At 62.4% G+C, this 26003-nt stretch carries 23 protein-coding genes; 13 read left to right on the plus strand and 10 right to left on the minus strand.

What is annotated here, in order from left to right; translation table 11 throughout:
* Positions 1 to 695: NEL-type E3 ubiquitin ligase domain-containing protein (locus HV670_RS20110; RefSeq protein WP_281362430.1), on the plus strand; the 695-nt coding region annotated here is incomplete at its 5' end.
* A gap of 153 nt (positions 696 to 848) precedes the next feature.
* Here HV670_RS20110 and HV670_RS20115 read toward each other — a convergent pair.
* From HV670_RS20115 to HV670_RS20160, 10 genes are all read right to left on the minus strand, one after another.
* Positions 849 to 2837 carry a PhoH family protein gene (locus tag HV670_RS20115; protein WP_175106634.1) on the minus strand — a complete coding sequence of 663 codons (1989 nt, stop codon included), beginning with the start codon at positions 2835 to 2837 and terminating at the stop codon, positions 849 to 851.
* A 353-nt stretch (positions 2838 to 3190) separates the two neighbouring features.
* Positions 3191 to 3652: a peroxiredoxin gene (locus HV670_RS20120; protein WP_175106635.1), complete on the minus strand. Its 462-nt coding sequence runs from the start codon at positions 3650 to 3652 to the stop codon at positions 3191 to 3193.
* A gap of 43 nt (positions 3653 to 3695) precedes the next feature.
* Positions 3696 to 4595 carry a polysaccharide deacetylase family protein gene (locus tag HV670_RS20125; protein WP_175106636.1) on the minus strand — a complete coding sequence of 300 codons (900 nt, stop codon included), beginning with the start codon at positions 4593 to 4595 and terminating at the stop codon, positions 3696 to 3698.
* 7 nt (positions 4596 to 4602) lie between these two features.
* Complete coding sequence (locus HV670_RS20130) at positions 4603 to 5643, minus strand: bifunctional UDP-4-keto-pentose/UDP-xylose synthase (RefSeq protein WP_175106637.1); 1041 nt, start codon at positions 5641 to 5643, stop codon at positions 4603 to 4605.
* Positions 5640 to 6557 carry a formyltransferase gene (locus HV670_RS20135; protein ID WP_175106638.1) on the minus strand — a complete coding sequence of 306 codons (918 nt, stop codon included), beginning with the start codon at positions 6555 to 6557 and terminating at the stop codon, positions 5640 to 5642. The genes HV670_RS20130 and HV670_RS20135 overlap by 4 nt, the downstream gene beginning before the upstream one ends.
* The gene (locus HV670_RS20140) at positions 6554 to 7693 is read right to left on the minus strand and encodes a glycosyltransferase (RefSeq protein ID WP_175106639.1); all 1140 of its coding nucleotides are present in this window, start codon (positions 7691 to 7693) and stop codon (positions 6554 to 6556) included. The genes HV670_RS20135 and HV670_RS20140 overlap by 4 nt, the downstream gene beginning before the upstream one ends.
* Positions 7690 to 8832: a DegT/DnrJ/EryC1/StrS family aminotransferase gene (locus HV670_RS20145; RefSeq protein WP_175106640.1), complete on the minus strand. Its 1143-nt coding sequence runs from the start codon at positions 8830 to 8832 to the stop codon at positions 7690 to 7692. Before HV670_RS20145 ends, HV670_RS20140 begins: the two co-directional genes overlap by 4 nt.
* Positions 8833 to 8925: 93 nt before the next feature.
* Positions 8926 to 9297, minus strand: coding sequence for a DMT family transporter (locus tag HV670_RS20150; RefSeq protein WP_175106641.1), 372 nt, complete (start codon positions 9295 to 9297; stop codon positions 8926 to 8928).
* A complete protein-coding gene (locus HV670_RS20155; protein WP_175106642.1) occupies positions 9294 to 10979 on the minus strand; it encodes a glycosyltransferase family 39 protein in 1686 nt (561 codons plus the stop codon). The genes HV670_RS20150 and HV670_RS20155 overlap by 4 nt, the downstream gene beginning before the upstream one ends.
* A 4-nt stretch (positions 10980 to 10983) precedes the next feature.
* Positions 10984 to 11361: an Mth938-like domain-containing protein gene (locus HV670_RS20160; RefSeq protein WP_175106643.1), complete on the minus strand. Its 378-nt coding sequence runs from the start codon at positions 11359 to 11361 to the stop codon at positions 10984 to 10986.
* 101 nt (positions 11362 to 11462) lie between these two features.
* Between HV670_RS20160 and HV670_RS20165 the strand changes: the two genes are divergently transcribed.
* The 12 genes from HV670_RS20165 (at position 11463) to rimO (ending at position 25994) form a co-directional block, all read left to right on the plus strand.
* Positions 11463 to 12731, plus strand: a complete 1269-nt coding sequence (locus tag HV670_RS20165; RefSeq protein ID WP_175106644.1) for a pyridoxal phosphate-dependent aminotransferase — start codon at positions 11463 to 11465, stop codon at positions 12729 to 12731.
* A 14-nt stretch (positions 12732 to 12745) separates the two neighbouring features.
* Positions 12746 to 14077, plus strand: coding sequence for a homoserine dehydrogenase (locus tag HV670_RS20170; RefSeq protein ID WP_175106645.1), 1332 nt, complete (start codon positions 12746 to 12748; stop codon positions 14075 to 14077).
* Between the two features lies 1 nt (position 14078).
* The gene (locus HV670_RS31140; protein WP_175106646.1) at positions 14079 to 15647 is read left to right on the plus strand and encodes a threonine synthase; all 1569 of its coding nucleotides are present in this window, start codon (positions 14079 to 14081) and stop codon (positions 15645 to 15647) included.
* A gap of 27 nt (positions 15648 to 15674) precedes the next feature.
* Positions 15675 to 16946 (plus strand): molybdopterin molybdotransferase MoeA, encoded by a 1272-nt coding sequence (locus HV670_RS20180; RefSeq protein ID WP_175106693.1) that lies wholly within the window; start codon positions 15675 to 15677, stop codon positions 16944 to 16946.
* Positions 16947 to 16960: 14 nt separating this feature from the next.
* Positions 16961 to 17218 carry a molybdopterin converting factor subunit 1 gene (gene moaD / locus HV670_RS20185; protein ID WP_175106694.1) on the plus strand — a complete coding sequence of 86 codons (258 nt, stop codon included), beginning with the start codon at positions 16961 to 16963 and terminating at the stop codon, positions 17216 to 17218.
* A gap of 65 nt (positions 17219 to 17283) precedes the next feature.
* Positions 17284 to 17766: a molybdopterin synthase catalytic subunit MoaE gene (gene moaE, locus HV670_RS20190; RefSeq protein WP_175106647.1), complete on the plus strand. Its 483-nt coding sequence runs from the start codon at positions 17284 to 17286 to the stop codon at positions 17764 to 17766.
* An 88-nt stretch (positions 17767 to 17854) separates the two neighbouring features.
* Positions 17855 to 20449, plus strand: a complete 2595-nt coding sequence (clpB, locus tag HV670_RS20195) for an ATP-dependent chaperone ClpB (RefSeq protein ID WP_175106648.1) — start codon at positions 17855 to 17857, stop codon at positions 20447 to 20449.
* 615 nt (positions 20450 to 21064) lie between these two features.
* Positions 21065 to 21355, plus strand: a complete 291-nt coding sequence (locus HV670_RS20200) for a hypothetical protein (RefSeq protein ID WP_175106649.1) — start codon at positions 21065 to 21067, stop codon at positions 21353 to 21355.
* Positions 21356 to 21453: 98 nt separating this feature from the next.
* On the plus strand, positions 21454 to 21963 hold the full coding sequence (locus HV670_RS20205; protein ID WP_246257748.1) for a GNAT family N-acetyltransferase: 510 nt from the start codon (positions 21454 to 21456) through the stop codon (positions 21961 to 21963).
* A 225-nt stretch (positions 21964 to 22188) separates the two neighbouring features.
* On the plus strand, positions 22189 to 23214 hold the full coding sequence (locus HV670_RS20210; RefSeq protein ID WP_175106650.1) for a tRNA dihydrouridine synthase: 1026 nt from the start codon (positions 22189 to 22191) through the stop codon (positions 23212 to 23214).
* Positions 23215 to 23555: 341 nt separating this feature from the next.
* The gene (locus HV670_RS20215; protein WP_175106651.1) at positions 23556 to 24518 is read left to right on the plus strand and encodes a DUF3800 domain-containing protein; all 963 of its coding nucleotides are present in this window, start codon (positions 23556 to 23558) and stop codon (positions 24516 to 24518) included.
* Between the two features lie 96 nt (positions 24519 to 24614).
* Positions 24615 to 25994: a 30S ribosomal protein S12 methylthiotransferase RimO gene (gene rimO / locus HV670_RS20220; protein WP_175106652.1), complete on the plus strand. Its 1380-nt coding sequence runs from the start codon at positions 24615 to 24617 to the stop codon at positions 25992 to 25994.
* The last annotated feature ends 9 nt before the right edge of the window (positions 25995 to 26003 follow it).

Raw genomic sequence — 26003 nt, forward strand, 5'->3', positions numbered from 1 at the left:
AGGACAACGATCATCCGGTTCAATACAAACAGCGGTTCCCTTGCCATGTCATCGGTCCACAAGCGGTAAAGAACAGATGCTATGTCAAGGCGGCGCTGATGACGCGCTTACTTCAGATCGGAGCATACGACCACAGAATAGATGAACTCGTATTGCGTGGGAGGCAAGTGTTTAGACATACCCGCCTCGAATCGATTGCCGCCAAAAAGGTGCCGACCTTGCGCTTCGCCGACGAGATCGAGGTTCACCTCGCGTTCCAGGTCAAGCTCAATGAAGTCCTTCAATTGGGGTCGGCGGTTCGGGATATGCGATTTTTTGATGTGTCCGGGGTGACCGAAAGTGATCTTGCTGGAGCGATGACTGAAGTACAAACGCAGGAAAACGAACAATTCAGCGCGTGGCTGGCGTGCTGGTCTCCATGGGGCTCAATGTTGAAACGCCATGACTTCGAGAAATACAGCGCCGTACAAAATGCACTTTATCGGGAGGAGGAGCTACATTTAAACGGTGAGGTCAATGACATGCTTCGCGCAGTGGGTTTGGAAAATGATATGGATGCGAGGGTAGGTGCTGGAAAAGTTGCCATGGAGGCGATCGAACGGCGACTAAAAATACCGCTGACAATGGATTTCCTCGCAAATCAGGGGAAAATTCATCTATTGGATCCAGTATGGAACACGTCCATGGACGCGTAGGCGCAGGCATCGATGCTGTTTGCAGAAAAGTAGCCGCAGTCCATGGCACGTTTCCATATCGTATCGACTGATGCGAGCTAACGGAGCTTAGGGCTAAAAAAAACCGGCCCCAGGGCAAGGGCCGGCTTCCTCAGATTGTATCTATCGGGTTTCCTACAGTATCTCTGACGCGTAGTCCGCGAGCCGCGAGCGTTCGCCGCGTGCGAGCGTCACATGCCCGCTATGGCGCCAGCCCTTGAATCGGTCTACCACGTACGTGAGCCCCGAACTGCCTTCGGTGAGGTAGGGTGTATCGATCTGCGCGATATTGCCGAGGCAGATGATCTTGGTACCCGGGCCCGCACGCGTGACAAGCGTCTTCATTTGCTTGGGCGTCAGGTTCTGCGCCTCGTCGATGATCACGTACTTGTCGACGAAGGTGCGGCCGCGCATGAAATTCATGCTCTTGACCTTGAGCCGTGAACGGATCAATTCCTGCGTCGCCGCCCGGCCCCACTCGCCCGCTGCGTCGTCGGTCTTCTGGAGGACTTCGAGGTTGTCGTCGAATGCGCCCATCCACGGCTGCATCTTTTCTTCCTCGGTGCCCGGCAGGAAACCGATGTCCTCGCCGACCGGCACAGTCGCGCGTGTCACGATGATCTCGTTGTAGCGCTTGTCGTCGAGCACCTGGGCGAGACCCGCGGCCAGTGCCATCAGCGTCTTGCCGGTACCGGCCTGGCCGAGCAGCGTGACGAAGTCGACTTCGGGATTCATCAGCAGGTTCAGCGCGAAGTTCTGCTCACGGTTGCGCGCGGTGATGCCCCACACATTGTTCTTGTGATGCCCGTAGTCGCGCAGCGTCTGCAACAACGCCGTCTTGCCATTGATTTCCCGGACCTGCGCATGGAACGCCGGCTCGCCATTGCGCGGCTCGAGGTAGACGAACTCGTTGACGAGCATCGACGCGCACAGCGGACCGGTCACGCGGTAGTACGTGGTGCCGGTCTTGGTGTCCTGCCAGCTTTCCATCCCCTTGCCGTGCTTGCTCCAGAAATCGAGCGGCAGCGACAGCACGCCGGGATAGAGCAGGTCCTTGTCTTCGAGGACCTGATCGTTGAAGTAGTCTTCGGCGGGCAGCCCGAGCGCATGGGCCTTGATCCGCATATTGATGTCTTTCGACACCAGCACGACCTGGCGGTCCGGCTGCTGCGCTTGCAGCGCGCGCACGACGCCGAGGATCTGGTTGTCGGCCTTGCCTTCGGGCAGACCTTCGACCGGGGCGATCTCATTGAGGGTGGTCTGGAAGAACAGGCATCCCGCCGCCTCGCGATTGCCCAGGCGTGACAGCGGAATGCCGGCCGTCAGCAGATTGCCTGTATCGGCGACCAGCGCGTCGAGCGTGCGGCTCACCTGGCGTGCGTTGCGCGCGACTTCCGACATCCCCTTCTTGTGGTTGTCGAGCTCCTCGAGCGTCATCATCGGCAGATAGACGTCGTGTTCCTCGAAACGGAACAGGCTCGACGGATCATGCATCAACACATTGGTGTCGAGCACGAACAGTTTGCCGGGCAGCGGCGCGGTCGGCTTGCCGCGCGCGCCGCGCTTGCCGGTGCTGGTCGCGGCACTACGGGGTGCGGTCGGGGCGGAATCGCCCGGGGGCGAGTCGCCGCGAGCCTGCGGCACGTGTGCGACTTCGCCGGTGGGGTCGAGTACCGGCGCGGTTTCGGCGCGCCGATGGCCGCGCGCCGCCTTGCCGCGTACCGACGCGCCGTCGGCATCGCCATGCGCCCCGGAGGCTTCAGCTGGGGCAAGCGATGCTGCCGAGTCCGCTGCGCGGGTGTCGTCCCGCGCATCGGCGGTGCGTGAATCCGCACGACCGACTGCCGGCTTGAGCAGGACCGCGGTTTGCGTGCTCCTGCGGCTGCGCGTCGACGGTGGAGGAACAGCCTCGGACGCGGTTTCGGCGGTTTCAGGCGCTTCATGTGCCGCTTGCACAGGCGGGACCGACGAGGGCACCGCGACGAGCGTCGGGCGCCTGGGCGCGGTGGTCTCCGCTTCGACCGGCTGCTTCCTGGTGCCACGCGCCGAAGGCTTGGCCTTGGCGGAGTATTCATCCGCGGACAACATATCGCCGAGTTTGCTCGGCAGGGTAGGCAAAGGCATGGTTTCCTCTCAGGAATGTCGGTCAGCTTGTTGCGCCGTTCCGGCACCCGCCGCACACTGCTCGGCGGGCAAACCGGAATAGCGCCGCTCTTGGGCTATGCGCCTTGTCGCCTAACAACGTGTCATCGGCTCCCCAAATGCTCGGAAAAGAAACGGGCGAAAACAAAAACGCCGCTGTCCCGTCAAGGTGACAGCGGCGTTGGGAATGTTCGAAATAACGGTGAGGGCGGCGCCGGCTTTACCTGCACCGCAATCCATCGAGAGAGAGTCGGCTTTACAGTCCATCATTGCGAACGACTATAACGCTCCACATGGGCGATGTACAGAGACGGCTAGATGACAGCCGCGCAGGGCTAGAGCGCCGTCACACTCGCGAGCACCTCGTCGATATGCCCGGCAACCTTCACGCCGCGCCATTCCCGCCGCAGCACACCGTTGCCGTCGATCAGAAAGGTGGAACGCTCGATGCCGCGCACTTCCTTGCCGTACATCTTTTTCATCTTGATCACGCCGAACAGCGCACAGACGGCTTCATCGGCGTCCGATACCAAGGTAAACGGCAATTCGAGCTTCGACTTGAAATTGTCGTGCGACTTCACGCTGTCGCGTGAAATGCCAATGATCTCCGCGCCGGCAGCTTCGAATTGCGGGTACATATCGCGGAAATTCATGCTTTCGGTCGTGCATCCGGGCGTGTTGTCTTTCGGATAGAAATACACCACGACCTTCTTGCCACGGTGGGCGGACAAGGTGAAGGGACCGCCCGTCGCGGCAGCGGTGAAATCGGGGACGACTTGATCGAGTGCTGCAGGCACAAGGCTCTCCAGAATAAGAAAAGACGCGAGCCGGCCAGGCCGCTCAGAGAGCCGGCGGCTGGATGATCAGCTCGCCGGATCGGCCGGGAACTTCGCCCCATGCGATATCGGCATTCGGTACTTTCGACAGGTCAAGAGCCGCATGATAGTCCGACATCGCGACCAGTTGATGACCTTGCGCGCGCCAGCCGGCCAGCAGGCGTTCGAAGGCAGGCGCCAGCTTCTGGCCTTCGAGTTCCGCATGCAGGGTGAATACATGGTCGCCATCATCGGTGGTCAGTTCGAGCAGTTTGCCCGCGATCGTCGATTCGTCGATTCCGTCGACCCCGAGCACTTCGTCGAATGTCGGCAGGGTGGTCGGCAACTGGACGTGGCGTAGCGGCTCGCCGTTGACGCAGGGCCGATAGGGCCCGTCGCCGCGGCCGTCCGACGCATACCGCATGCCCCACGTGTCGATCTGCTGGAACGCGTACTCGTTCATCTGCCAGCCGGCAGCACCATGGGTCGGAGGCGGCGCGCCGAACACCTCGGCATAGCGCCGATAGCTGCTGGTCATCTGTTCGACGGTCCACTCCTGGTCGCGCTCGCGGACATTGTCGTGCCAGAGCACATGATCCCAGGTGTGGATGCCGCATTCGAAGCCCGCATCGCGGATCGCTCGCATCTGCGAGGCCGCCCGCCGGCCGATGTCCGGGCCCGGCAACAGCACGCCGTACATGAGCGTCTTGATTCCGTAATGTTCGACCACCGAGGTCCGCGAGACTTTCTTGAGGAAGCCGGGCCGGAACACGCGGCGCAGGGCCCAGCCCGTATGGTCCGGGCCAAGGCTGAACAGGAAAGTGGCGCGTGCGTGCGCACGATCGAGCATCCGTGCAAGATTCGGTACGCCTTCGCGGGTGCCGCGCAGGGTATCGACGTCGATTTTCAGCGCAATCCGGCCCATGCGCGGCTTATTCGACGAGCGCGCGGGCTTCCGCGACCTGCTCGCGGTAAGCCTCGAAGATCTTGCGCAAGGCCGTGTCCATGGACGAGACCGGCTTCCAGTCGAGCTCTTCCATCGTGTTCGTGATCTTCGGCACGCGGTTCTGCACGTCCTGGTATCCCTCCCCGTAATAGGCGTTCGACGAGGTCTCGATCAGTTCGACCTGACCGGCCGTCTCGGCATATTCGGGAATCTCGCGCGCGAGCTTGAGCATGATGTTGGCGAGATCGCGCACGGAGAAGTTGTTGACCGGGTTGCCGATGTTGTAGATCTTGCCCGTCGCGACGCCGCCCTTGTTTTCGATGATCTTCATCAGCGCGTTGATGCCATCGTCGATATCGGTGAACGCGCGCTTTTGCTGGCCGCCGTCGACGAGGCTGATGTTCTTGCCTCGCACGATATTGCCGAGGAACTGGGTGACCACGCGCGAGCTGCCTTCCTTCGGCGTGTAGATCGAATCGAGACCCGGGCCGATCCAGTTGAAGGGCCGGAACAGCGTGAAGTTCAGGCCTTCCATCCCGTAGCCCCAGATCACGCGATCCATCAGCTGTTTCGAGCAGGCGTAGATCCAGCGCGGCTTGTTGATCGGGCCGTAGGTCAGCGGTGAAGCTTCAGGATCGAATTCCGAATCGGGGCTCATTCCATAGACCTCGGAGGTCGATGGGAAAACGAGGTGCTTGCCGTACTTGACCGCCGAACGCACGATCGGCAGGTTCGCCTCGAAGTCGAGCTCGAACACGCGCAGTGGCTGCTTGACATAGGTCGCCGGCGTCGCGATCGCGACGAGCGGCAGGATCACGTCGCACTTGCGCACGTGATACTCGACCCATTCCTTGTTGATCGTAATGTCGCCTTCGAAGAAATGCATCCGCTCGTGCTTGACGAGGTCGCCAAGGCGGTCGGTTTGCATGTCCATCCCATACACTTCCCAGTCGGTCGTCTCGAGAATCCGCTTGGAAAGGTGGTGGCCGATGAAGCCGTTGACGCCGAGGATCAGGACTTTTTTCATGTATGACGAGAAGAGTGGATGAGGCGGGCAAAAGCGGCGGGATCGATCGCGTGGCCATCGTGACGGAGTTCGTGGATCACGATGGCACGACCGTCGCCGCAGACGCCGAGCAGCGCATTATCCTCTACCTGCAAGCCCGGCTGCAAATTCGGGCTACCGACCGGGGCAAGCCGCGCCCGCGCGATCACGAAACGCTCGCCGCCGAGCTCCGTGAATGCACCCGGATAAGGCGGCGCGACCGCCCGGACGAGGTTGTAGACCTGCTGGGCCGGCAAGCGCCAGTCGATGCGCCCGTCCTCGGGCTTGCGGCCGCCGTAGTAGCTACCCAGCGCGCGCTCGTTCGGCAGGCGCGGCGCGGTGCCCGCGAGCAGCTCGGGCAGCACGCGCCAGAGCGTCTGTTCGGCCGCGACGGTGACTTTTTCGAAGACCTGTCCGGCCGTATCGTCGGGCAGGATCGGCACCGATGTCTGGCCGACCAGCAGGCCCGCGTCGGGCTTGGCCGTCATTTCATGGAGGGTCGCGCCGGTCTCGGTCTCGCCGTTGAGCACAGCCCAGTTGACGGGCACGCGGCCACGATACTTCGGCAGTAGCGAGCCGTGCATATTGAACGCGCCGCGCGGGGCAAGCGCGAGGATTTCGACCGGCAGCATATGCCGGTAGTAGGCCGAAAAGATGAAATCGGGGTGCGCATCACGTACCGCCGCGAATAGCTCGGACGCGTTCGGATCGGCGGGCGTGATCGTCGGAATGCCGTGCTCGGCAGCGACTTCGCGTACGCTGCCGAACCAGATGTTTTCGTCGGGATTGTCTTCATGCGTGACGACGAGCGCGATCTCGACGCCCCGTGCGAGCAGCACCTGCAGACAGCGCACTCCGACGTTGTGGTAGCCGAAGAGAACCGCTCGCCGGCTCACTGAGCGCCCCGGTGCGTTTTGAAGGTCTGCGCCGGCGGGTCGTCCGAAAGCTCGGCCCGAGCCGGATCGCGCGGCATGGAAGAGACCTGGGCGCTCGAGGAGCCCGATCCGGCATTCTCACCCAAATGAAATTCCTCGCCTGCTCCGCGATTTTCTCCATGATCGGCGATACCCCGCTGGGCCATCAACGAGGCCCGCTCGTCGAGAATGGTCGCGATCAGGTAGCGCGGCCGCGCCCGCACCTGCTCGTAGATCCGGCCGATATATTCGCCGAGCAGGCCGAGTCCGAACAGGATCACGCCGAGCAGGCAGAATGTAATGGCGAACAGGGTGAACACGCCCTGGACTTCCGAGCCGAGAAGGAAGCGCCGTATGACGAGCAGCAGGAACAAGCCGGCCGACGCCACCGACAGCACCACGCCGATAAACGACAGCCATTGCAGCGGTACGACCGAGAAGCCGGTCACCAGGTCGAAGTTCAGGCGGATCAGGCTGTAGAGCGAATACTTCGATTCGCCCGCAAACCGTTCCTCGTGCGCGACTTCGATTTCGACCGGATTCTGGGCGAAGGTATAGGCGAGGGCGGGAATGAAGGTGTTGACTTCCCCGCAGCGGTTGATCGTATCGACGATGCGCCGGCTGTACGCGCGCAGCATGCAGCCCTGGTCGGTCATCTTGATGCGGGTGATGCGCTCGCGCAGCCGGTTCATCGCCAGCGAGGCCTTGCGGCGAAAGTAGCTGTCGCGGCGCTGTTTGCGGATGGTGCCGACATAGTCGAAGCCTTCGCGCATCTTGTCGACGAGCTTGCCGATCTCCTCGGGCGGGTTCTGCAGGTCGGCGTCGAGCGTGACGATCATCTCGCCGACGGCCTGCTCGAAGCCCGCGAGGATCGCCATATGCTGGCCGTAGTTGCCATTGAGCAGCACGACGCGCGTCACATCGGCGCGCGCGTGGCACTGGTCGGCGAGCAGGGCGGCCGAGCGGTCGCGGCTGCCGTCGTTGACGAAGATCACCTCGTAGCTGCACGACAGCGCGTCAAGCGCTGGATAGAGCCGCGCGAACAGCGCGGCCAGCCCGTCTTCCTCATTGAAGATCGGGATCACGACCGAGAGATCGGGTTGCAGGGTAGCGGTCATTTGGCGCGGCGCTCGCAGATTTCGTTGACGGCAGCGGCGACGCGGTCCACATCCGCATCGCTGAGCTGCGTGAAGAGCGGCAGCGTCAGGGTCGACGCGCCGACGCGCTCGGCATGGGGGAACATGCCCGGGCCGAAGCCGCGTTCCCGATACAGCTTGAACAGGTGGATCGGCGGGTAGTGGACACCGCTGCCGATGCCGCGCTCCTTGAGTTCGGCCATGAATTCGCCGCGGGTGATCGTGAGCCGGTCGAGCGGCAGCAGGATCTGGAACATATGCCAGTTGCAGTTCTCGAAGTCGGCCACCGGCAACTCGACACCGAGGCGCACGGCGGCGCCGTCGCGCAGGCTGTCGAAATAACGCTGCGCGAGCGCACGACGACGGGCGGTGAAGCGTTCGAGATGGGGCATCTGGCCGAGGCCGACGCGTGCGGCGACGTCAGTCAGGTTGTACTTGCCGCCGAGCACGTCGACCTCCATGCCGTCGAAGCCGCTGCGCGTCACGCCCTGGAGCCGGTATTTCTCGGCAAGCCGGGCTTCTTCCTCGTTGTTGAGCACGAGCGCGCCGCCTTCGATCGACGTCAGGTTCTTGTTCGGATGGAAGCTGAACGAGACGAGATCGCCGAACGCGCCGATGCGCTTGCCGCGCCAGCTCGAGCCGAACGCCTGCGCGGCGTCTTCGACCACGCGCAGCCGGTACTTCGAGGCGATCGCATAGAGGCGATCCATATCGATCGGCAGGCCCGACAGGAAGACTGGAATCAGGGCCTTCGTGCGTGCCGTGATACTCGCCTCGACCCGGTCGAGGTCGATGTTGCGCGTGCGCGGATCGATATCGGCGAACACGGGGGTCGCGCCCACTTCGTAGACGACATTGCTGGTCGCGACCCACGACAGCGGGGTCGTGATGACCTCGTCGCCCGGGCCGACCCCGGCGATGCGCAAGCCGATTTCGAGCGTCGCGGTGCCGGAGTTGAAGGTGCGCACCGGGCGGCCGCCGACGAATTCGGATAGTGCGGCCTCGAATTTCTGGTTCTGCGGCCCGGTCGTGATCCACCCGGAGCGCAGCACGTCGGCCACCCCCGCGATGGTCTCTTCGTCGATCTCAGGCTTCACAAAGGGAATGAAGGGTTCGCTCATGGTCTGCGTGTGTGGTCTTCGTAGCTGCGAACTTCAGGATGCACTGCTCGGTCTCGTTTCTCGTTGCTGAACTTCGTTGTGCGGGTGCGTTGCCTAGCTGCGCGTCAGCACGACCACCCCAATCAGGATGATGGCAATGCCGAGCAGGCGCTGCATCGTCAACACTTCGCCGAACAGATACCACGCGAGGAAGGCATTGACGACATAGCCGAGTGAAAGCATCGGGTAGGCGATCGAAACGTCGACGCGTGACAAGCCGACGATCCATACGCCTACGCTGATCACATAGCAGGCGAGGCCGCCGATGATCGGCCACTGCGTCGCGATCTTCAGGCCGACCGGCACGATGTTGGCCGTCGTGAACTCGAAGTGCCCGACCGCCCGCACGCCGGCCTTCAGCAGCAACTGCGCGCCCGCATTGAGAGCCACGCCGAGCAGGATACACGTGAGGGCGACGGGGTTCATGGCGCGGGCTTCTCCACGATCACGCGGCGCAAGTCGCGCGCGATCAGGGTCATCGGCACGCCCTGCGCGGCGAGGTCCCGATAGGTGTCTGGCGACATCAGCGCAAGCGCGGCCGGATCGGCGCGCCAGCGCGTGATCCATTCGGAGACGCTCGGGATCCATTTACGGGGTTCGACTGATACACCGTACCCAAGCTCGTCCGCCGATTCGACCATGATTGTCGTATGTCCGACGTAGAACGGTATCGTGTGATCGAGCATCTTGACTGAATAGAAGGGCGCATCGGCGGGCATCTTCGCCAGCGCGGCCTTGACGGCCGGCGCGAGCGGCGCGCCCGAGCGTTGTACGGCAAACACTTCATAACCGTTGCCGGCGATGTTTAGCAGCAGGCACCAGGCGGCCGCGAAGATTACCAGCGCCGGCCCGGTCGCGCCAGTGCGCGATGCACGCAGCCTGATCAGGGCGAAGCCGACTACCGCGAGGCCAACCACCAGCGCCGCGTACAACCAGACCAGATAGGCGCGGTAAAGCTCATTGGGCGTGCGCGGATCGCCCGCGCGCAGCAGCGCGAGCGCGGCGAAGCAGCAGACCACGAGCAGGACCGCATAGCCGATCAGATGCCGCGTGAGCTGCGCTCGCTCGACATGCGGCAGGTAAATGCCGATCAGTAGCGCGATCGCCGGCGCGACGGGCAGCACATACGACAGCAGCTTCGAATGCGAGATGCTGAAGAAGATGAAGATGAAAGCTATCCAGACGATCAGCAACAGTACCGGTGAGAAGCCGTTGTTCTGCCGCTGCAGACGCCAGGCGTGGCGCACGCTCTGCCAGGTCAGTGAAAGCCAGGGAAGGAAACCGACGAGCAGGACGGGGATGAAGTAATACGGCGGCCCGGGCCTGTTCTGGGCGGGTGTCAGATACCGTTCGAACTGCTGGACGATAAAGAAGAAATTGAGAAAGCCGGGATTGCGCTGTTCGACGAGCACGAACCAGGGCGTGGCGATCAAAAAGAAGATCACGATCCCGCTGCCGAGATAGAGCCGTCTCCAGAGTGCCCAGTCACGTGCCAGCAGCGTGTAGAGCACCAGGACCGCACCCGGCAGGATCACGCCGATCAGGCCCTTTGAAAGTACCGCGAGCGCCATCGACGCCCAGCAGGCCCACATCCAGAAGCGCGCATGCCCGGGTGGCACCTGGGCTCGCTGGGCCAGCAGCAGGGTGCACAGGCTCGCCTCCATCCAGAACGACAGGCCCATGTCGAGCGTGTCGAAATGACCCATCAGGAACCAATAGGGCGCGCTCGCGAGCACGAGGGCGGCAAAGAAGCCGGTCGAGCGGTTGAATACCCGCGTGCCCGTATAGCCGAGCAGCAGGATGCCCGCAAACGCGCTCAATGCCGTATAAAGCCTGGCTTGCCACGCGCCGATGCCGAACCACGCGAAGCTCAGGGCATTGGCCCAGGTCTGCAACGGCGGCTTTTCGAAATACTTGTAGCCGTTGTAGCGGGGGGTGATCCAGTCGTTCGTGACGAACATCTCGCGGGCCATTTCGGCATATCGGCCTTCGTCGCTCGGCACGAGGTGCCGGTAGTCGAGCGGGGCGAACCAGAAAATCGCAAAAGCCAGCAGGATAAGGAGTAGCGCGCCGCGCGAGAGGAAGGGCCGTTCTGTCGTGTCGGACATGGATTCAGTGCGCCTCGATCAGGATCACGGCGACCACGCGGCGGTCTTCCTGCATGAGGATGTTGTAGGTGCGGCAGGCCGCGCCGCTGTCCATCGCCTCGACCCCGATGCCGCGTGCCATCAGTGGCGCGGTCAGGCGGGGGTGAGGGAAGCGCAGCTTCGCACCGGTGCCGAAGATCACGACTTCGGGCGCGTTCTCGCCGAGCATCGCAAAGTTTTCGGGCGTCAGCTGGTCGAACGCGTTGACAGGCCATTCGCGTACCGGTCCCTCGGGCTCGATCATCACGCTGCTCGTGTGGCGCTGCAGATTGATATCGACGTATCCGTCGCCATGCGCGGTAATCGTGTTCGTCGTCGGCGACGATTCCTGGTTCAGTTTCAAGGCAAAATTCCGAAAGGGGCGGCAAACCCGCGACAGCGGGCAAAGCGCACAACGAAGCGTGTCATAATCAGTCAGATCAAGATTTTAACCGGTGCGCGCCCGTGAAGCCCATTCTCAAGTCCAACAAGCTCCTCAACGTCTGCTACGACATACGCGGTCCGGTGCTCGATCACGCCAAGCGTCTCGAAGAAGAAGGGCACCGGATCATCAAGCTCAACATCGGCAATCTCGCGCCATTTGGCTTCGATGCACCCGACGAGATCGTCCAGGACATGATCCGCAACTTGCCCGCCTCATCGGGCTATTCGGATTCGAAGGGCGTGTTCGCGGCGCGCAAGGCGATCATGCATTACACGCAGCAGAAGAACATCGCCGGCATCGATCTGGACGACATCTATATCGGCAATGGCGCGTCCGAGCTCATCGTCATGGCGATGCAGGCACTGCTCAACGACGGCGACGAAGTGCTGATTCCCGCGCCGGACTACCCCCTGTGGACCGCCGCGGTGTCGCTTTCGAGCGGACGCCCGGTCCACTATCTGTGCGACGAATCGAACGGCTGGCTGCCGGACCTCGACGACATTCGCGCGAAAATCACGCCGAACACGCGCGCGATCGTCGTGATCAATCCGAACAACCCGACCGGCGCACTCTACCCGGACGATCTGCTCAAGGACATCGTCGAGCTCGCGCGCAAGCACCAGCTCATCATTTACGCGGACGAGATTTACGACAAGATCGTGTACGACGGCGAGGCCCATACCTCGATCGCGGCACTGTCCGAGGACGTGCTGACGGTGACCTTCAACGGCCTGTCCAAAGCTTACCGGTCGTGTGGCTACCGCGCGGGCTGGATGACGGTATCGGGCGACAAGCGCGAAGCACGCGACTACATCGAGGGCCTCAATATTCTCTCGTCGATGCGGCTTTGTCCGAACGTGCCCGGTCAATATGCGATTCAGACTGCGCTGGGCGGCTACCAGAGCATCAACGACCTGATCCAGCCGGGCGGGCGACTGTACCGGCAGCGCGAACTCGCCTACGAGTTGCTGACGGCGATTCCCGGCGTCACCTGCGTGAAGCCGAAGGCTGCGCTTTACATGTTCCCGAAGCTCGACCCGGCCATGTACCCGATCGAGAACGACCAGCAGTTCATCCTCGACTTGCTGCTCGAGGAGCGTGTGCTGATCGTGCAGGGCAGCGGCTTCAACTGGGCGCGGCCCGACCATTTCCGCGTCGTGTTCCTGCCGAACGTCGACGACCTCACCGAGTCGATCGACCGGATCGCGCGCTTCCTCGACGGCTACCGGAAGCGCCATGCGAGACCCCTTCGCGCGGTGAATGCGCACCACCCCGCTTCAAATCAATAGACAGATCAAGCTAGATGGAATCAATCAAAATCGGCCTGCTGGGTTTCGGCACGGTTGGCAAAGGCACGTACGACGTTCTCAAACGGAACCAGGAAGAAATCAAACGTCGCGCGGGGCGCGGCATTGAAGTCACACGAATCGCGGTGCGCGATGTCGCGAAGGCGCGCGGCGGGCTCGGCGACACCGGTGCATCGATTCCTGTCGACACCGATGGCGCGGCGCTCGTCGACGACCCCGCCGTCGATATCGTCGTCGAGACGATCGGCGGCACGGGTATTGCGCGCGAACTCGTGCTGCGAGCGATCCGCAACGGCAAGCATGTCGTGACGGCCAACAAGGCCTTGCTCGCCGTGCACGGCGGCGAGATCTTCGAGGCGGCCAGCCAGCGCGGCGTGATGGTCGCGTTCGAGGCCGCGGTCGCGGGCGGCGTGCCGATCATCAAGGCACTGCGCGAAGGCCTGACCGCGAACCGCATCGGATGGATCGCGGGGATCATCAACGGCACGACCAATTTCATCCTCTCGTCGATGCGCGACCGCGGCGTCGATTTTGCGACCGCGCTCGCCGATGCACAGCGCCTCGGTTATGCCGAAGCCGACCCGACCTTCGATATCGAAGGCGTTGACGCCGCGCACAAGGTCACGATCATGAGTGCGATCGCGTTTGGCGTGCCTGTGCAGTTCGACCGCGCCCACGTCGAAGGGATCAGCAAGCTCGACTCGATCGACATCCGCTATGCCGAGGAACTCGGCTACCGGATCAAGCTGCTCGGTATCGCGCGGCGCGCGCAGAAGGGCATCGAGCTGCGCGTGCATCCGACGCTGATTCCGTCCAAGCGCCTGATCGCGAATGTTGAAGGCGCGATGAACGCGATCGTCGTGCAAGGCGATGCCGTCGGTTCGACGCTGTACTACGGCAAGGGGGCGGGTGCCGAGCCGACCGCCTCGGCGGTGGTGGCCGACCTCGTCGACGTGACGCGGCTGCATACCGCCGATCCGAACAACCGTGTGCCGCATCTGGCGTTCCAGCCCGACCGGCTGTCCGACACGCCGATCCTGCCGATCGACGAGATCACGAGCAGCTACTACCTGCGCCTGCGCGTGGCCGACGTGACGGGCGTGCTCGCGAACATCACGCGGATTCTCGCCGACCGCGACATCTCGATCGACGCGCTGCTGCAGAAGGAATCCGAGGACGTCAGCGTTGACGGCCGGTCGGAAACCGATATCGTGCTCGTCACGCATGAGACGATCGAAAAGAACATGAATGCCGCAATCGTACAAATCGAGGCCCTCGACACGGTCAAGGGCGCCGTGACGAAGCTGCGGATGGAATCGATGAACTGATATGAACTACATTTCGACCCGAGGCGCGGGTGCGGGCGAGCGCCACACCTTCTCCGACATCCTGCTGGCCGGCCTCGCGAAGGACGGCGGCCTCTATTTGCCGAGTGAATATCCGCGGATCAGCGCAGCCGAGCTCGCGCGCTGGCGCGGCCTGTCTTACGCGGAACTCGCGTTCGAGGTGCTGAGCAAATTCAGCGACGATATTCCCGCGGACGATCTGCGCGAACTCACGCGCAAGACCTATCGCGACGAAGTCTATTCAAACGTGCGCGCCGGCGTCGTCGGCGGGCGCAGCGAAGCTTCGCGCGCGGCCGAGATCACGCCGCTGCATTCGCTCGGCGTCGAGAACGGCGCACCGCTGGCCTTGCTCGAACTGTCGAACGGTCCGACGCTCGCGTTCAAGGACATGGCGATGCAGTTGCTCGGCAATCTTTTCGAGTACGCGCTCGCAAAGACGGGCCAGCACCTGAACATTCTCGGCGCGACGTCTGGCGATACGGGCAGCGCGGCTGAATATGCGATGCGCGGCAAACACGGTGTGCGGGTTTTCATGCTGTCGCCGCAAGGCAAGATGAGCGCATTCCAGACTGCGCAGATGTACAGCCTGCAGGATAAGAACATCTTCAACCTCGCGATCGACGGCGTGTTCGACGACGCGCAGGACATCGTCAAGGCCGTCTCGAACGATCATGCGTTCAAGGCGCGCTACGCGATCGGCACGGTCAACTCGATCAACTGGGCGCGCGTCGTCGCGCAGGTCGTCTACTACTTCCGTGGTTACTTCGCGGCGATCGAGGGGCGTGTGGTGGGCGCAACTGACGCACACGGCGCCGTCGCGGGAAATGGACAGGCTGCGGGTGCGGCACAGGCAGCCGGCGCCGTGCCGCTGGCCGACTGGCCGAAGGTGTCGTTCACGGTGCCGTCGGGCAATTTTGGCAATGTCTGCGCGGGCCATATCGCGCGGATGATGGGTCTGCCGATCCACCGCCTGGTTGTGGCGACCAATGAGAACGACGTCCTCGACGAGTTCTTCCGGACGGGCGTCTACCGCGTGCGCAAGGCGGCCGAGACGTATCACACGACGAGTCCGAGCATGGACATCTCGAAGGCCTCGAACTTCGAGCGTTTCGTGTTCGACCTGCTCGGACGCGAGCCCGCCCGGGTACGGCAGCTGTTCCACGAAGTCGAGACCGAGGGCGGTTTCGACCTCGCGAAGAGCGGCGACTTCGCCCGGGTGGCACAATTCGGATTCGTGTCCGGCCGCAGTACGCATGCCGCGCGCGTGGAAACGATTCGCGACGTCTACGCCCGTTATCACACGATGATCGACACCCATACCGCTGACGGCCTGTCGGTCGCGCGCCAGTATCTCGAGCCCGGTGTGCCGATGATCGTGCTCGAGACCGCCCAGCCGATCAAGTTCGGCGAAACGATCCATGAGGCACTCGCACGTGAGGCCGAGCGGCCGGCCGCATTCGAGGGTATCGAGGCGCTGCCCCAGCGCTTCGATGTATTGCCTGCCGATGCGGCGCGCGTGAAGGCCTATATCGTCGCGCATACGGGAGACTGAGGACCGCAGATGAAGACAGACCTGTCCATGCTGACGCCTGCCGAGGCCCGCGAGCTTCTGCTCGCCGCGGCCAAGCCGTTTGCCGTGACCGAGACCGTCGAGACGCTCGCGGCGAACCGGCGGGTGCTCGCGGTCGACGTGGTTTCTCCGCTCAATGTTCCGCCGGCCGATGTCAGCGCGATGGATGGCTATGCGCTGCGCGCCGCCGATGCCGCGACCGCCGGTACCCGGCTGCGCGTGTCGCAGCGCGTGCCGGCCGGCCATCCACCGCAGCCGCTCGAAGCCGGCACCGCGGCGCGCATTTTCACGGGCGCGCAGGTTCCGCCGGGCGCCGACACGGTCGTGATCCAGGAAGACACGACCGCTGACGGTGACCACGTGACCCTGAATATCGCCGCCCAGCCTGCCGCGAACATCAACCGGCAGGGCGCCGACATCCGCGCGGGCGCGGCGGTGCTGCAGGCGGGCCACCGGCTCGACGCGCAGGCACTCGGCCTGGCCGCTTCGGTCGGACGCGCCTCGCTGACGGTCGCGCGCCGTCCGAAGGTCGCGATCTTCTTCACCGGGGACGAGCTCGCGATGCCCGGCACGCCGTTGCGCGAGGGCTCGATCTACAACTCGAGCCGCTTTACCCTGACGACCCTGCTCGAAAACCTCGGTTGCGACGTCACCGACTTTGGCATCGTGCCCGACAAGCTCGAGACGACTCGTGAAGTCCTTCGCCAGGCGGCGCAGGGCAACGATCTGGTGCTGACCTCGGGCGGCGTTTCGGTCGGCGAGGAGGATCATGTCAAGGCCGCAGTCGAAGCCGAAGGGCGCATCGATATGTGGAAGATCGCGATGAAGCCGGGCAAGCCGCTCGCGTTCGGCGAGATCCGCGACTGCAGTTCAGCTGCCGTGCCCGGCAGCGAGGCCGCGAGCGACACGATCGGCGGAACCAGCGGAGCGGCCGGCCGCGCTGCCTATTTCATCGGCCTGCCGGGCAATCCGGTGTCGAGCTTTGTCGGTTTCCTGCTGTTCGTGCGGCCGTTCGTGCTGCGTCTGCAGGGGGCGACCGATCTCGAACCGCGCGGTTTGTCGCTCACGGCCAATTTCTCGCTGAAGAAGGCCGATCGTCGTCACGAGTACCTGCGTGCCCGGGTCGGCGAGGATGGCGGGCTCGAGCTGTTCACGAACCAGAGTTCGGCCGTGCTGACCTCGACCGTCTGGGCTGACGGTTTGATCGACAATCCGCCGAATCACCGCATCGAAGCGGGCGAACGGGTCCGTTTCCTGCCCTTTTCGGAACTCTTGTATTGAGCACCCGGCACCGTATGCGCATCCAACTGAAGTTTTTCGCGAGCGTGCGTGAAGCGCTCGGCGTCAGTGACGAGACCGTCGACGTGCCGGATGCCGTGGCGACGGTCGGTGACGTGCGCCGCTGGCTGCGCATGCGCGGCGAACCGTGGAGCGAAACCCTCGCCGAGGGGCGGCCGCTGCGGATGGCCTGCAACCACGTGATGACCGATGCGACGACCCGCCTGAGCGACGGCTGCGAAGTCGCGTTTTTTCCGCCGGTGACCGGCGGCTGAGTTCGCCTCGCGGCATGCAGACTTCCCGCATGCCGCCGCGCACTGCGTCCACAGGAGTTTCCATCATGACCGTCCGCATCCAGACCGAAGACTTCGACCTCGGCGCCGAGACGCTTGTCTTGCGCGAGGCGAATCGCGCCGTAGGCGCGCTCGCTTGTTTCGTCGGCACCGTGCGTGACATCAACGACGGCAGCAGCGTATCGGCGATGGTGCTCGAACACTATGCGGGCATGACCGAGAAATCGATCGAATCGATCATCGACCAGGCCAGGGAGCGCTGGAAGCTGATCGACGCACTGGTGATTCACCGTGTCGGGGAGCTCAAGCCGACCGACCAGATCGTGCTGGTCGCAGTGACGTCCAGCCATCGCACCGAGGCGTTTGCAGCGTGCGAATTCATCATGGACTATCTGAAGACTTCCGCGCCGTTCTGGAAGAAGGAGAGCACGCCCTCGGGCGAGCGTTGGGTCGATGCCCGGGAGGCCGACGATGCCGCGCTAGCGCGCTGGGGTGTGCGCTCGACCAATGCCCAGTCGCCGACCGATTGATTGCTGTTTGTGCCCTTTTTTCATGTCCGACGCTTGAAAAGTAGCTGAAAAGCCCTACTTGGGTTGCAGTGATGAATCGGAGGGGTGCATGAGAATCGACAAACTGACGACGAAGTTCCAGGAGGCGCTGCAGGACGCGCAAAGCCTGGCCGCCGGCCGCGACAACCAATACATCGAGGGTGCCCACGTGCTGTCCGCGTTGATCGCGCAGACGGACGGCACCTCGCGTTCGTTGCTCGCGCGCGCCGGCGTGCAGCTACCCGCCTTGCAGGCCGGCCTGACCGAAGCCCTCGGCCGTTTGCCGCAGGTCAAGGGCAACGACGGCAATCTGCAGGTCGGCCGGGAACTGGCCGGTTTGCTCAATCAGGCCGACAAGGAAGCCCAGAAGGCCGGCGACTCGTTTATCTCGAGTGAGATGTTCCTGCTTGCGCTTGCCGAAGACAAGGGCGACACGGGCAAGCTCGCGCGTCAGCACGGCCTGACCCGCAAGGCGCTCGAGACCGCGGTCCAGGCCGTACGTGGCGGGCAGCCCGTCAACAGCCAGGACGCCGAGAGCCATCGTGAAGCGCTCAAAAAATACACGGTCGACCTGACAGAGCGCGCACGCGCGGGCAAGCTCGATCCGGTAATCGGCCGGGACGACGAAATCCGCCGCTCGATCCAGATCCTGCAACGCCGGACCAAGAACAATCCTGTGCTGATCGGCGAACCCGGTGTGGGCAAGACGGCGATCGTCGAAGGGCTCGCGCAACGGATCGTCAATGGCGAGGTGCCCGAGACGCTCAAGAACAAACGCGTGCTCTCGCTCGATATGGCCATGCTGCTTGCGGGTGCGAAGTATCGTGGTGAATTCGAGGAACGGCTCAAGGCCGTGCTCAACGATATCGCCAAGGATGAAGGGCAGACCATCGTCTTTATCGACGAGCTCCATACCATGGTCGGCGCGGGCAAGGCCGAAGGCGCGATCGATGCGGGCAATATGCTCAAGCCGGCGCTGGCGCGCGGCGAGCTGCATTGCGTGGGCGCGACCACGCTCGATGAGTACCGCAAGTACATTGAAAAGGACGCCGCGCTCGAGCGCCGCTTCCAGAAAGTGCTCGTCGACGAACCGTCGGTCGAGGCGACCATTGCGATCCTGCGCGGCCTGCAGGAAAAGTACGAGCTGCATCATCGCGTCGAGATCACCGATCCGGCGATCGTTGCCGCCGCGGAGCTCAGCAATCGCTATATCACCGACCGTTTCCTGCCGGACAAGGCGATTGACCTGATCGACGAAGCGGCGTCGAAGATCAAGATGGAAATCGACTCGAAGCCCGAGGAGATGGACCGGCTAGACCGCCGCTTGATCCAGCTAAAGATCGAACGTGAGGCCGTCAAGAAGGAAAAGGACGAAGCATCGCAGAAGCGCCTGCAATTGATCGAGGAAGAGATCGTGCGGCTCAACCGTGAGTACGCCGACCTCGAAGAGATCTGGACCGCCGAGAAGGCGACCGTGCAGGGCAGTGCGATCCTGAAGGAAGAGATCGAGAAGGCGCGCGCCGAGATCGTACGCTTGCAGCGTCTGGGCAAGCTCGAACAGGTCGCCGAGATCCAGTACGGCAAGCTGCCGCAGCTCGAGGCTCAGCTCAAGGATGTGACGACCGCGGAAACGCAGGAACAGCATTCGAGCCGTCCGCGGCTGTTGCGCACCCAGGTGGGCGCAGAGGAAATCGCTGAAGTCGTTTCGCGTGCCACGGGCATTCCGGTGTCGCGGATGATGCAGGGTGAGCGCGAGAAGCTGCTCAAGATCGAGGACAAGCTGCATGAACGCGTGATCGGCCAGGACGAGGCGATCACGGCGGTGGCCGACGCTATCCGCCGTTCGCGTGCGGGCTTGTCGGATCCGAACCGGCCATATGGATCCTTCCTGTTCCTGGGGCCGACCGGGGTGGGCAAGACCGAGCTCTGCAAGGCGCTGGCCTCTTTCCTGTTCGATTCGGAAGAGCATCTGATCCGCATCGACATGAGCGAGTTCATGGAGAAGCACAGCGTCGCGCGCCTGATCGGGGCGCCGCCGGGGTATGTCGGTTATGAGGAAGGCGGGTATCTGACCGAGGCTGTTCGTCGCAAGCCGTATAGCGTGATCCTGCTTGACGAAGTCGAGAAGGCGCACCCTGACGTGTTCAATGTGCTGCTTCAGGTGCTCGACGATGGACGAATGACGGATGGGCAAGGGCGTACCGTCGACTTCAAGAACACCGTGATCGTGATGACCTCGAACATCGGCGCGCAAATGATTCAGTCGATGGTCGGCGAGCCGCAGAACACGATTCGTGATGCGGTCTGGGAAGAGGTCAAGCTGCAGTTTCGACCTGAGTTCCTGAACCGGATCGACGAAGTGGTGGTGTTCCACGGCCTTGACCGCTCGAACATCGAAGCGATCGCGAAGATCCAGTTGGCACGGCTGGTCGAGCGTCTCGCGAAGATGGATATGCAACTCGACGTTTCGGAAACGGCGCTCGCGCAGATTGCACGAGTGGGCTACGACCCGCTGTTCGGGGCCCGGCCGCTCAAGCGCGCGATCCAGCAGGAGATCGAGAATCCGGTCGCCAAGCTTATTTTGTCGGGCAAGTTCGGGCCGAAGGATGTGATTCCGGTCGACTATAGCGAAGGAAAGTTCGGGTTCGAACGCGTGGTTCATTGAGCGATCGAAGGAGAACGGATTGAGGCATCGCGGCCCCATTGCCGGGCCGTGGTAAAAGTCCGGTCAAAGCTGCTGGCCCCTCGGGGGCTGGCAGCTTTTTTTTGGAAGAGACAAACAGCGTGACACGCATCTTTTAAATGGCACGCCTGTCCGCCGTCGAAGCGTAGAGAAATGCCGTCAACTGCCAAATCGCCCGGCAGTAAAAAAATAATCCAGGTCTCGCTCTTGCTCTTGCTACGCGCTTCTCCGAGCGCGGCGTCGTGCTGCGCTGAAGATCGGGATTGCGTGGGAGCGTGGTCGCTCACGGATCGTGGGCAAGATCATTCAGACAAGTTGGATTTTCTCAGTTATTCAATAGCGCACACTGATATTCGTTCGAATATCGAGCCCATCATCGACATGGCCATTTTCATGATTTCCGAAAAATAGGCTGTACATCGCTGAGGTTTACAACGGCGGGATGCTGTCTACACTTGGTACAAGCCGCGATATTGATACCGGCCTCTCATTTACTTTTTCGCACTACACATTGTCACGTCGTGTAGTCACCTTGCCGAACGATTAATTCATACGGCATGCTTGTTTCATTAGTTCACCAAATAATAGGAGCACATCATGAAAACTGTTGTAAGAAGATATTCCGGAAAGGGTGCCAAAGAGTTGTTCGATTTGCTGGAGAAGCAGACTGCGGATATCGAGCAGCTGATGCGGACCGTCAAAGGTTTCGTGAGCTACACGCTTGCCCGCAGCGGCGATGGCGGATTCTCGGTGACTGTGTGCAACGACAAGGCAGGCGTTGATGAAAGCTCGCAAAAGGCAAAGGACTGGCTAGCGAAGAACGCTGGAAGCGCGAACGCGTCTGCGCCGGAGGTATCCGAGGGATCGGTCATCCTGCATCTGAAGTAGGCGTGCGTTGCGGCTATTCGAGCTGACGGGCGGAAAATCAAAGCTTAGCATTGAGTCATTGAAGCTGCTCAGATTGCATCCTGGGAGTTGTCGCGGTAATGTCGGGCCTATACCGCCTGCTCTGGACCGCTCGCTCGATGTTTGCGCCTATCCCGTTCGATGAGGACTTTTCGCTGCGTCGCGCTACGCCCGCGGACTATGATTTCGCTCATACGCTCACGCGCAGCAACATGATCGGCTATTACCGGCGGCATGGGCTCGTCTGGCGCAGCGACCTTTTTCTCGCGAGCTGGAATGGGTCGGAAAACTACATGATCGAGTGGGCGGATATGGTGATCGGCGTGCTGCGGCTCGACCAGGACACCGATGCGCTCTATGTCCACGATATCCATGTGGTCTCGACCCACCGGAATCGCGGGGCGGGGACTTACGCACTCGAGACAGCCCAGACGATCGCTCGACAGCGCGGACGGCGCAGCTTGATCCTGCGCGTATTCGTCGACAATCCCGCGGCACGACTCTATGAACGCCTCGGCTACCGGGCGGCGGTCAATGTGCGGACCTCGGCAGGCTCGATCCGCCAGATGTCGCGACTCGTGGACAGCTAGTATCGAAAGACCCGCAGACCTTGCTGCGTGTCTGGATGCAGGGCGGCGACGGCCACGCGTGGGGCGTTCCAAAGCGTCAATTCGGTTGTCTGGGCCTCGGCGAACGTCCCGGGGTCGTCTACAGGTAAACTGTCGGATTGGCTTTGCATTGCCGGCATACCGTTTCCTCTGGCTCGCCTCACAATTGGAATTTCCCGTGGAAGACTCCCTCAGCGCAGCGCTCGCATGAGCCGGCTGTTCCTTGCCCCGATGGAGGGGCTTGCAGACTACGTATTGCGCGACGTGCTGACCAGCACGGGCGGATTCGACGGCTGCGTGTCCGAGTTCGTCAGGGTGACGGGTTCTCTGCTTCCCGAGCGCGTCTACGAGAGGGACACCCCCGAGGTTCTTCACGGGGGCCATACCCCCGGTGGCACGCCGATGGTCATCCAGTTGCTCGGCAGCGATCCTGAATGGCTGGCGCTGAATGCGGCCCATGCGGCGACTTTGTCGCCGCATGGACTCGACCTGAATTTCGGTTGTCCCGCCAAAGTCGTCAACCGGCACGGTGGCGGAGCCATGCTGCTGGCGGACCCTGAACAGCTGAACCGAATCGTGTCGTCCGTTCGCGCCGCCGTGCCTCCCGGCATTCCCGTGACCGCAAAAATGCGGCTTGGCGTATCCGATACCTCGCTGGCGATCGACTGCGCCACGGCGCTGGCGGAGGGCGGCGCGGCGTCTCTCGTCGTGCATGCCAGGACGCGTGATCATGGCTACCGTCCGCCGGCCCACTGGGAGTGGATCGCGCGTATCGATGCCGCCGTGGACGTGCCTGTCATTGCTAACGGAGAAGTCTGGACGGTTGCCGACTGGGAGCGATGCCGGGCAGTCAGCGGCTGTGCCGATGTCATGATCGGGCGGGGCGCCGTGTCCGATCCTTTTCTCGCCTTGCGGATACGCGGACAGATGGACAGTTCGCCATCCAGCGAGGAATGGCCGACAGTACTTCGTCATATCGTCGACTACCTGAAGAAATTGCAGACCCGTGTCGCATCCCGTCATGAGCATGGGCGCGTCAAGATGTGGCTCAGCTATCTGAAGCGGACCTGGCCACAGGCTGCCGAGCTGCATGCAGCCATCCGGCGCCTGCATGATTCGCGCGAGATTTCTGCGGTGATCGAGCACTGCGTCGCCACGTGGTGGCAGCCATCGAGCTGCATGCCGACGATACGCCCCCGCGCCGACGCTCACGCTCAGCAATGCCACGACTAAGACGGGTCGCTTGTGGGTGTAAGTACAGGACGATTGCGCGTCGGGCGAAGCGACGCCGGCGGCCGGTCTGGTTCACCTACAAACCGGACCGCGCATAGGATTTATCAGCCTCGGCTGCCCGTAGGGCGCGCAAAATATACCGGACGTGAGGGCGGTCACGGCTGCCAAACATTTCGGCAATGTCAACCCAAGCTATTGACATTGCTGCGCCCCCTACTTAGCATTCAAAGACGATTGGGCAAGCCTAATCGATCGTCGAACGGGGAAACCCGGCGACAAATACGGTCATAGACCGCCAAACAGCCGCTCAAGCGGCTGTTTTCATTTCCGGGGACAGATGCGTGTCGTATATCTGCTACATCGACGAGGCAGGGTGCGGCGCGCCTCTGCCTGCGAGAAAGACCGATATTCAACCTTTACTCGTGATTGCAGGCCTAGTCGTCCAGCAGGAGGCTCTTCCCCACCTCACGCGAGAATTCCTCGCGCTGAAGCGCAAGTATTTCCCCGGATCATTCACGTCCCCCCATCTGCTCGACGATGTGCGCGAGGAGATCAAGGGTTCCGAGCTGAGAAGCGCCATCCGGAAGAAGGGCCACAAGGCTGGCACGCAACTGCGATTCATCGATGACACGCTGCAGCTGCTAGAGAGCTACAAGTGCCGAGTTCTCGCGACGATCTGGGTGAAGGGCATCGGCACGCCGTTCAAGCCCCGGGAGACTTACACCCAATCTGTGCAGCATGCCTGCAAGGCTTTCCAGTCGTTCCTTGAGGATAAGGACGCACAAGGTTTCATGATTGCCGACTTCAGGACCACGCAACTGAACGACCAGGTTGCGCACTCGATTTTCACCCAAAAGTACCGGGCAAAAGGCGACCCATTCGATCGAGTTCTCGAACTTCCGACTTTCGGCGTGAGCAACAATCATGTGGGTCTCCAGATCACCGATGTGCTGTGCAGCGCGCTTCTTTTCCCGATAGCGTCGTCGGTCTACTGTTTTGGCCACGTGTCAGGCGTGCATGTGAACGGACGTGATCTCGTGCCTCGCCGTCGATACACCAAGCGTCTGAAGAAGCTTCAATTCAGGGGCGACGCAGGCTGGAGTGTCTTGGTGTTTGATAAGCACCAGAAGCGATCGTCAGCCGAGCTCTTTGTAGTTCCGCCCGTTCAGAGCCAGACCCGGGCCCAAGTCCAGATGGGCAGCTTCGGCCTCGCATTGCAGGAGGTGCCGGACAAGAGTGAAGTTGAGATGGGCGACAACGATGAAACGGCCAGGACGTTCGCGACAGCTCAGGCGGCGCCGTAAGTCGCTGCTTTTCCAGCCACCTCCGCGCAGCCGCCCCCAGGCCAGCCACGCGGTACAATGCGGGCCTACGTTACCGTCATCCGCCGGACCATCCTCATGTCGCAGACTTCAAACCCCGCCGCGCCGACTTCTTCGAACCCGAAGGTGGGGTTCGTCAGCCTGGGCTGCCCGAAGGCACTCGTCGATTCCGAACAGATCATCACCCAGTTGCGCGCCGAAGGCTATTCGATCCACGCGAGCTACGAGGGCGCGGACCTCGTCGTCGTCAATACCTGCGGATTCATCGATGAGGCGGTCCAGGAAAGTCTCGATGCGATCGGCGAAGCCCTGTCGGAAAATGGGCGGGTCATCGTGACCGGCTGCCTGGGCGCGAAGAAGAGCGCAAGCGGAGGCGGTCTCATCGAGGAAGTCCACCCGAAGGTGCTCGCCGTGACCGGCCCCCACGCACTCGGCGAAGTCATGCAGGCAGTGCACGCGCATCTGCCCAAGCCTCACGATCCGTTCACCGATCTCGTGCCGGCCGCGGGCGTCAAGCTCACGCCGCGCCACTATGCGTATCTCAAGATTTCGGAAGGCTGTAACCACCGCTGCACGTTCTGCATCATCCCATCGATGCGCGGGGACCTCGTCTCGCGTCCCGTCGCGGACGTGATGCTCGAGGCCGAAAACCTGTTCAAGTCGGGTGTGAAGGAATTGCTCGTCATCTCACAGGACACGAGCGCCTACGGTGTCGACGTCAAGTACCGGACAGGCTTCTGGAACGGCCGACCGCTGAAGACACGCATGACCGAACTGGTCGGCGCACTCGGTGAGCTCGCCGCGCAGTACGGCGCGTGGGTGCGGCTGCACTATGTCTATCCCTACCCCCATGTCGACGAAATCATTCCGATGATGAACGGCGGCCATGTCCTGCCCTATCTCGACGTACCCTTCCAGCACGCGCACCCGGATGTGCTCAAGCGCATGAAGCGGCCGGCGAATGCGGAAAAGGTCATGGAACGCGTCAAGGCCTGGCGCGAGATCTGTCCGGACCTCACGATCCGCAGCACGTTTATCGCGGGTTTCCCCGGTGAGACCGAAGCCGAATTCGAGACGCTGCTCGACTTCGTGCGCGAAGCGGAACTCGATCGCGTCGGCTGTTTTGCGTATTCGCCGGTCGAGGGCGCGACTGCGAACGAACTCGAAGGCGCATTGCCCGACGATGTGCGCGAAGAACGGCGCGCACGTTTCATGGAAGTGGCTGAAGCCATATCGGCCACGCGGCTCAAGCGCAAGGTCGGCCGCACGCTCAAGGTGCTCGTCGACGAAGTCAATGCGGATGGCGGCGTCGGCCGCTCGGCCGCCGATGCGCCGGAGATCGACGGCGTCGTCTATATCGACCCGCCGGGCAAGCCTTCGAAACGCTACAAGGCCGGCGACTTCGTCTCGGTCAAGATCACGGGTGCCGACGGACACGATCTGTGGGGCACCGTCTGAGCGACGCGC

It is taken from the genome of Pararobbsia alpina, from assembly GCF_902859895.1.
Classification (GTDB): domain Bacteria; phylum Pseudomonadota; class Gammaproteobacteria; order Burkholderiales; family Burkholderiaceae; genus Pararobbsia; species Pararobbsia alpina.

Excerpts from the sequence above, each read along its gene's own strand:
- HV670_RS20115 (WP_175106634.1), bottom strand. The coding sequence starts at position 2,837 with ATGCCTTTGCCTACCCTGCCGAGCAAACTCGGCGATATGTTGTCCGCG.
- HV670_RS20125 (WP_175106636.1), bottom strand. The coding sequence starts at position 4,595 with ATGGGCCGGATTGCGCTGAAAATCGACGTCGATACCCTGCGCGGCACC.
- HV670_RS20130 (WP_175106637.1), bottom strand. The coding sequence starts at position 5,643 with ATGAAAAAAGTCCTGATCCTCGGCGTCAACGGCTTCATCGGCCACCAC.
- HV670_RS20140 (WP_175106639.1), bottom strand. The coding sequence starts at position 7,693 with ATGACCGCTACCCTGCAACCCGATCTCTCGGTCGTGATCCCGATCTTC.
- HV670_RS20145 (WP_175106640.1), bottom strand. The coding sequence starts at position 8,832 with ATGAGCGAACCCTTCATTCCCTTTGTGAAGCCTGAGATCGACGAAGAG.
- HV670_RS20150 (WP_175106641.1), bottom strand. The coding sequence starts at position 9,297 with ATGAACCCCGTCGCCCTCACGTGTATCCTGCTCGGCGTGGCTCTCAAT.
- HV670_RS20155 (WP_175106642.1), bottom strand. The coding sequence starts at position 10,979 with ATGTCCGACACGACAGAACGGCCCTTCCTCTCGCGCGGCGCGCTACTC.
- HV670_RS20170 (WP_175106645.1), top strand. The coding sequence starts at position 12,746 with ATGGAATCAATCAAAATCGGCCTGCTGGGTTTCGGCACGGTTGGCAAA.
- HV670_RS31140 (WP_175106646.1), top strand. The coding sequence starts at position 14,079 with ATGAACTACATTTCGACCCGAGGCGCGGGTGCGGGCGAGCGCCACACC.
- HV670_RS20180 (WP_175106693.1), top strand. The coding sequence starts at position 15,675 with ATGCTGACGCCTGCCGAGGCCCGCGAGCTTCTGCTCGCCGCGGCCAAG.
- moaD (WP_175106694.1), top strand. The coding sequence starts at position 16,961 with ATGCGCATCCAACTGAAGTTTTTCGCGAGCGTGCGTGAAGCGCTCGGC.
- moaE (WP_175106647.1), top strand. The coding sequence starts at position 17,284 with ATGACCGTCCGCATCCAGACCGAAGACTTCGACCTCGGCGCCGAGACG.
- clpB (WP_175106648.1), top strand. The coding sequence starts at position 17,855 with ATGAGAATCGACAAACTGACGACGAAGTTCCAGGAGGCGCTGCAGGAC.
- HV670_RS20200 (WP_175106649.1), top strand. The coding sequence starts at position 21,065 with ATGAAAACTGTTGTAAGAAGATATTCCGGAAAGGGTGCCAAAGAGTTG.
- HV670_RS20205 (WP_246257748.1), top strand. The coding sequence starts at position 21,454 with ATGTCGGGCCTATACCGCCTGCTCTGGACCGCTCGCTCGATGTTTGCG.
- HV670_RS20210 (WP_175106650.1), top strand. The coding sequence starts at position 22,189 with ATGAGCCGGCTGTTCCTTGCCCCGATGGAGGGGCTTGCAGACTACGTA.
- rimO (WP_175106652.1), top strand. The coding sequence starts at position 24,615 with ATGTCGCAGACTTCAAACCCCGCCGCGCCGACTTCTTCGAACCCGAAG.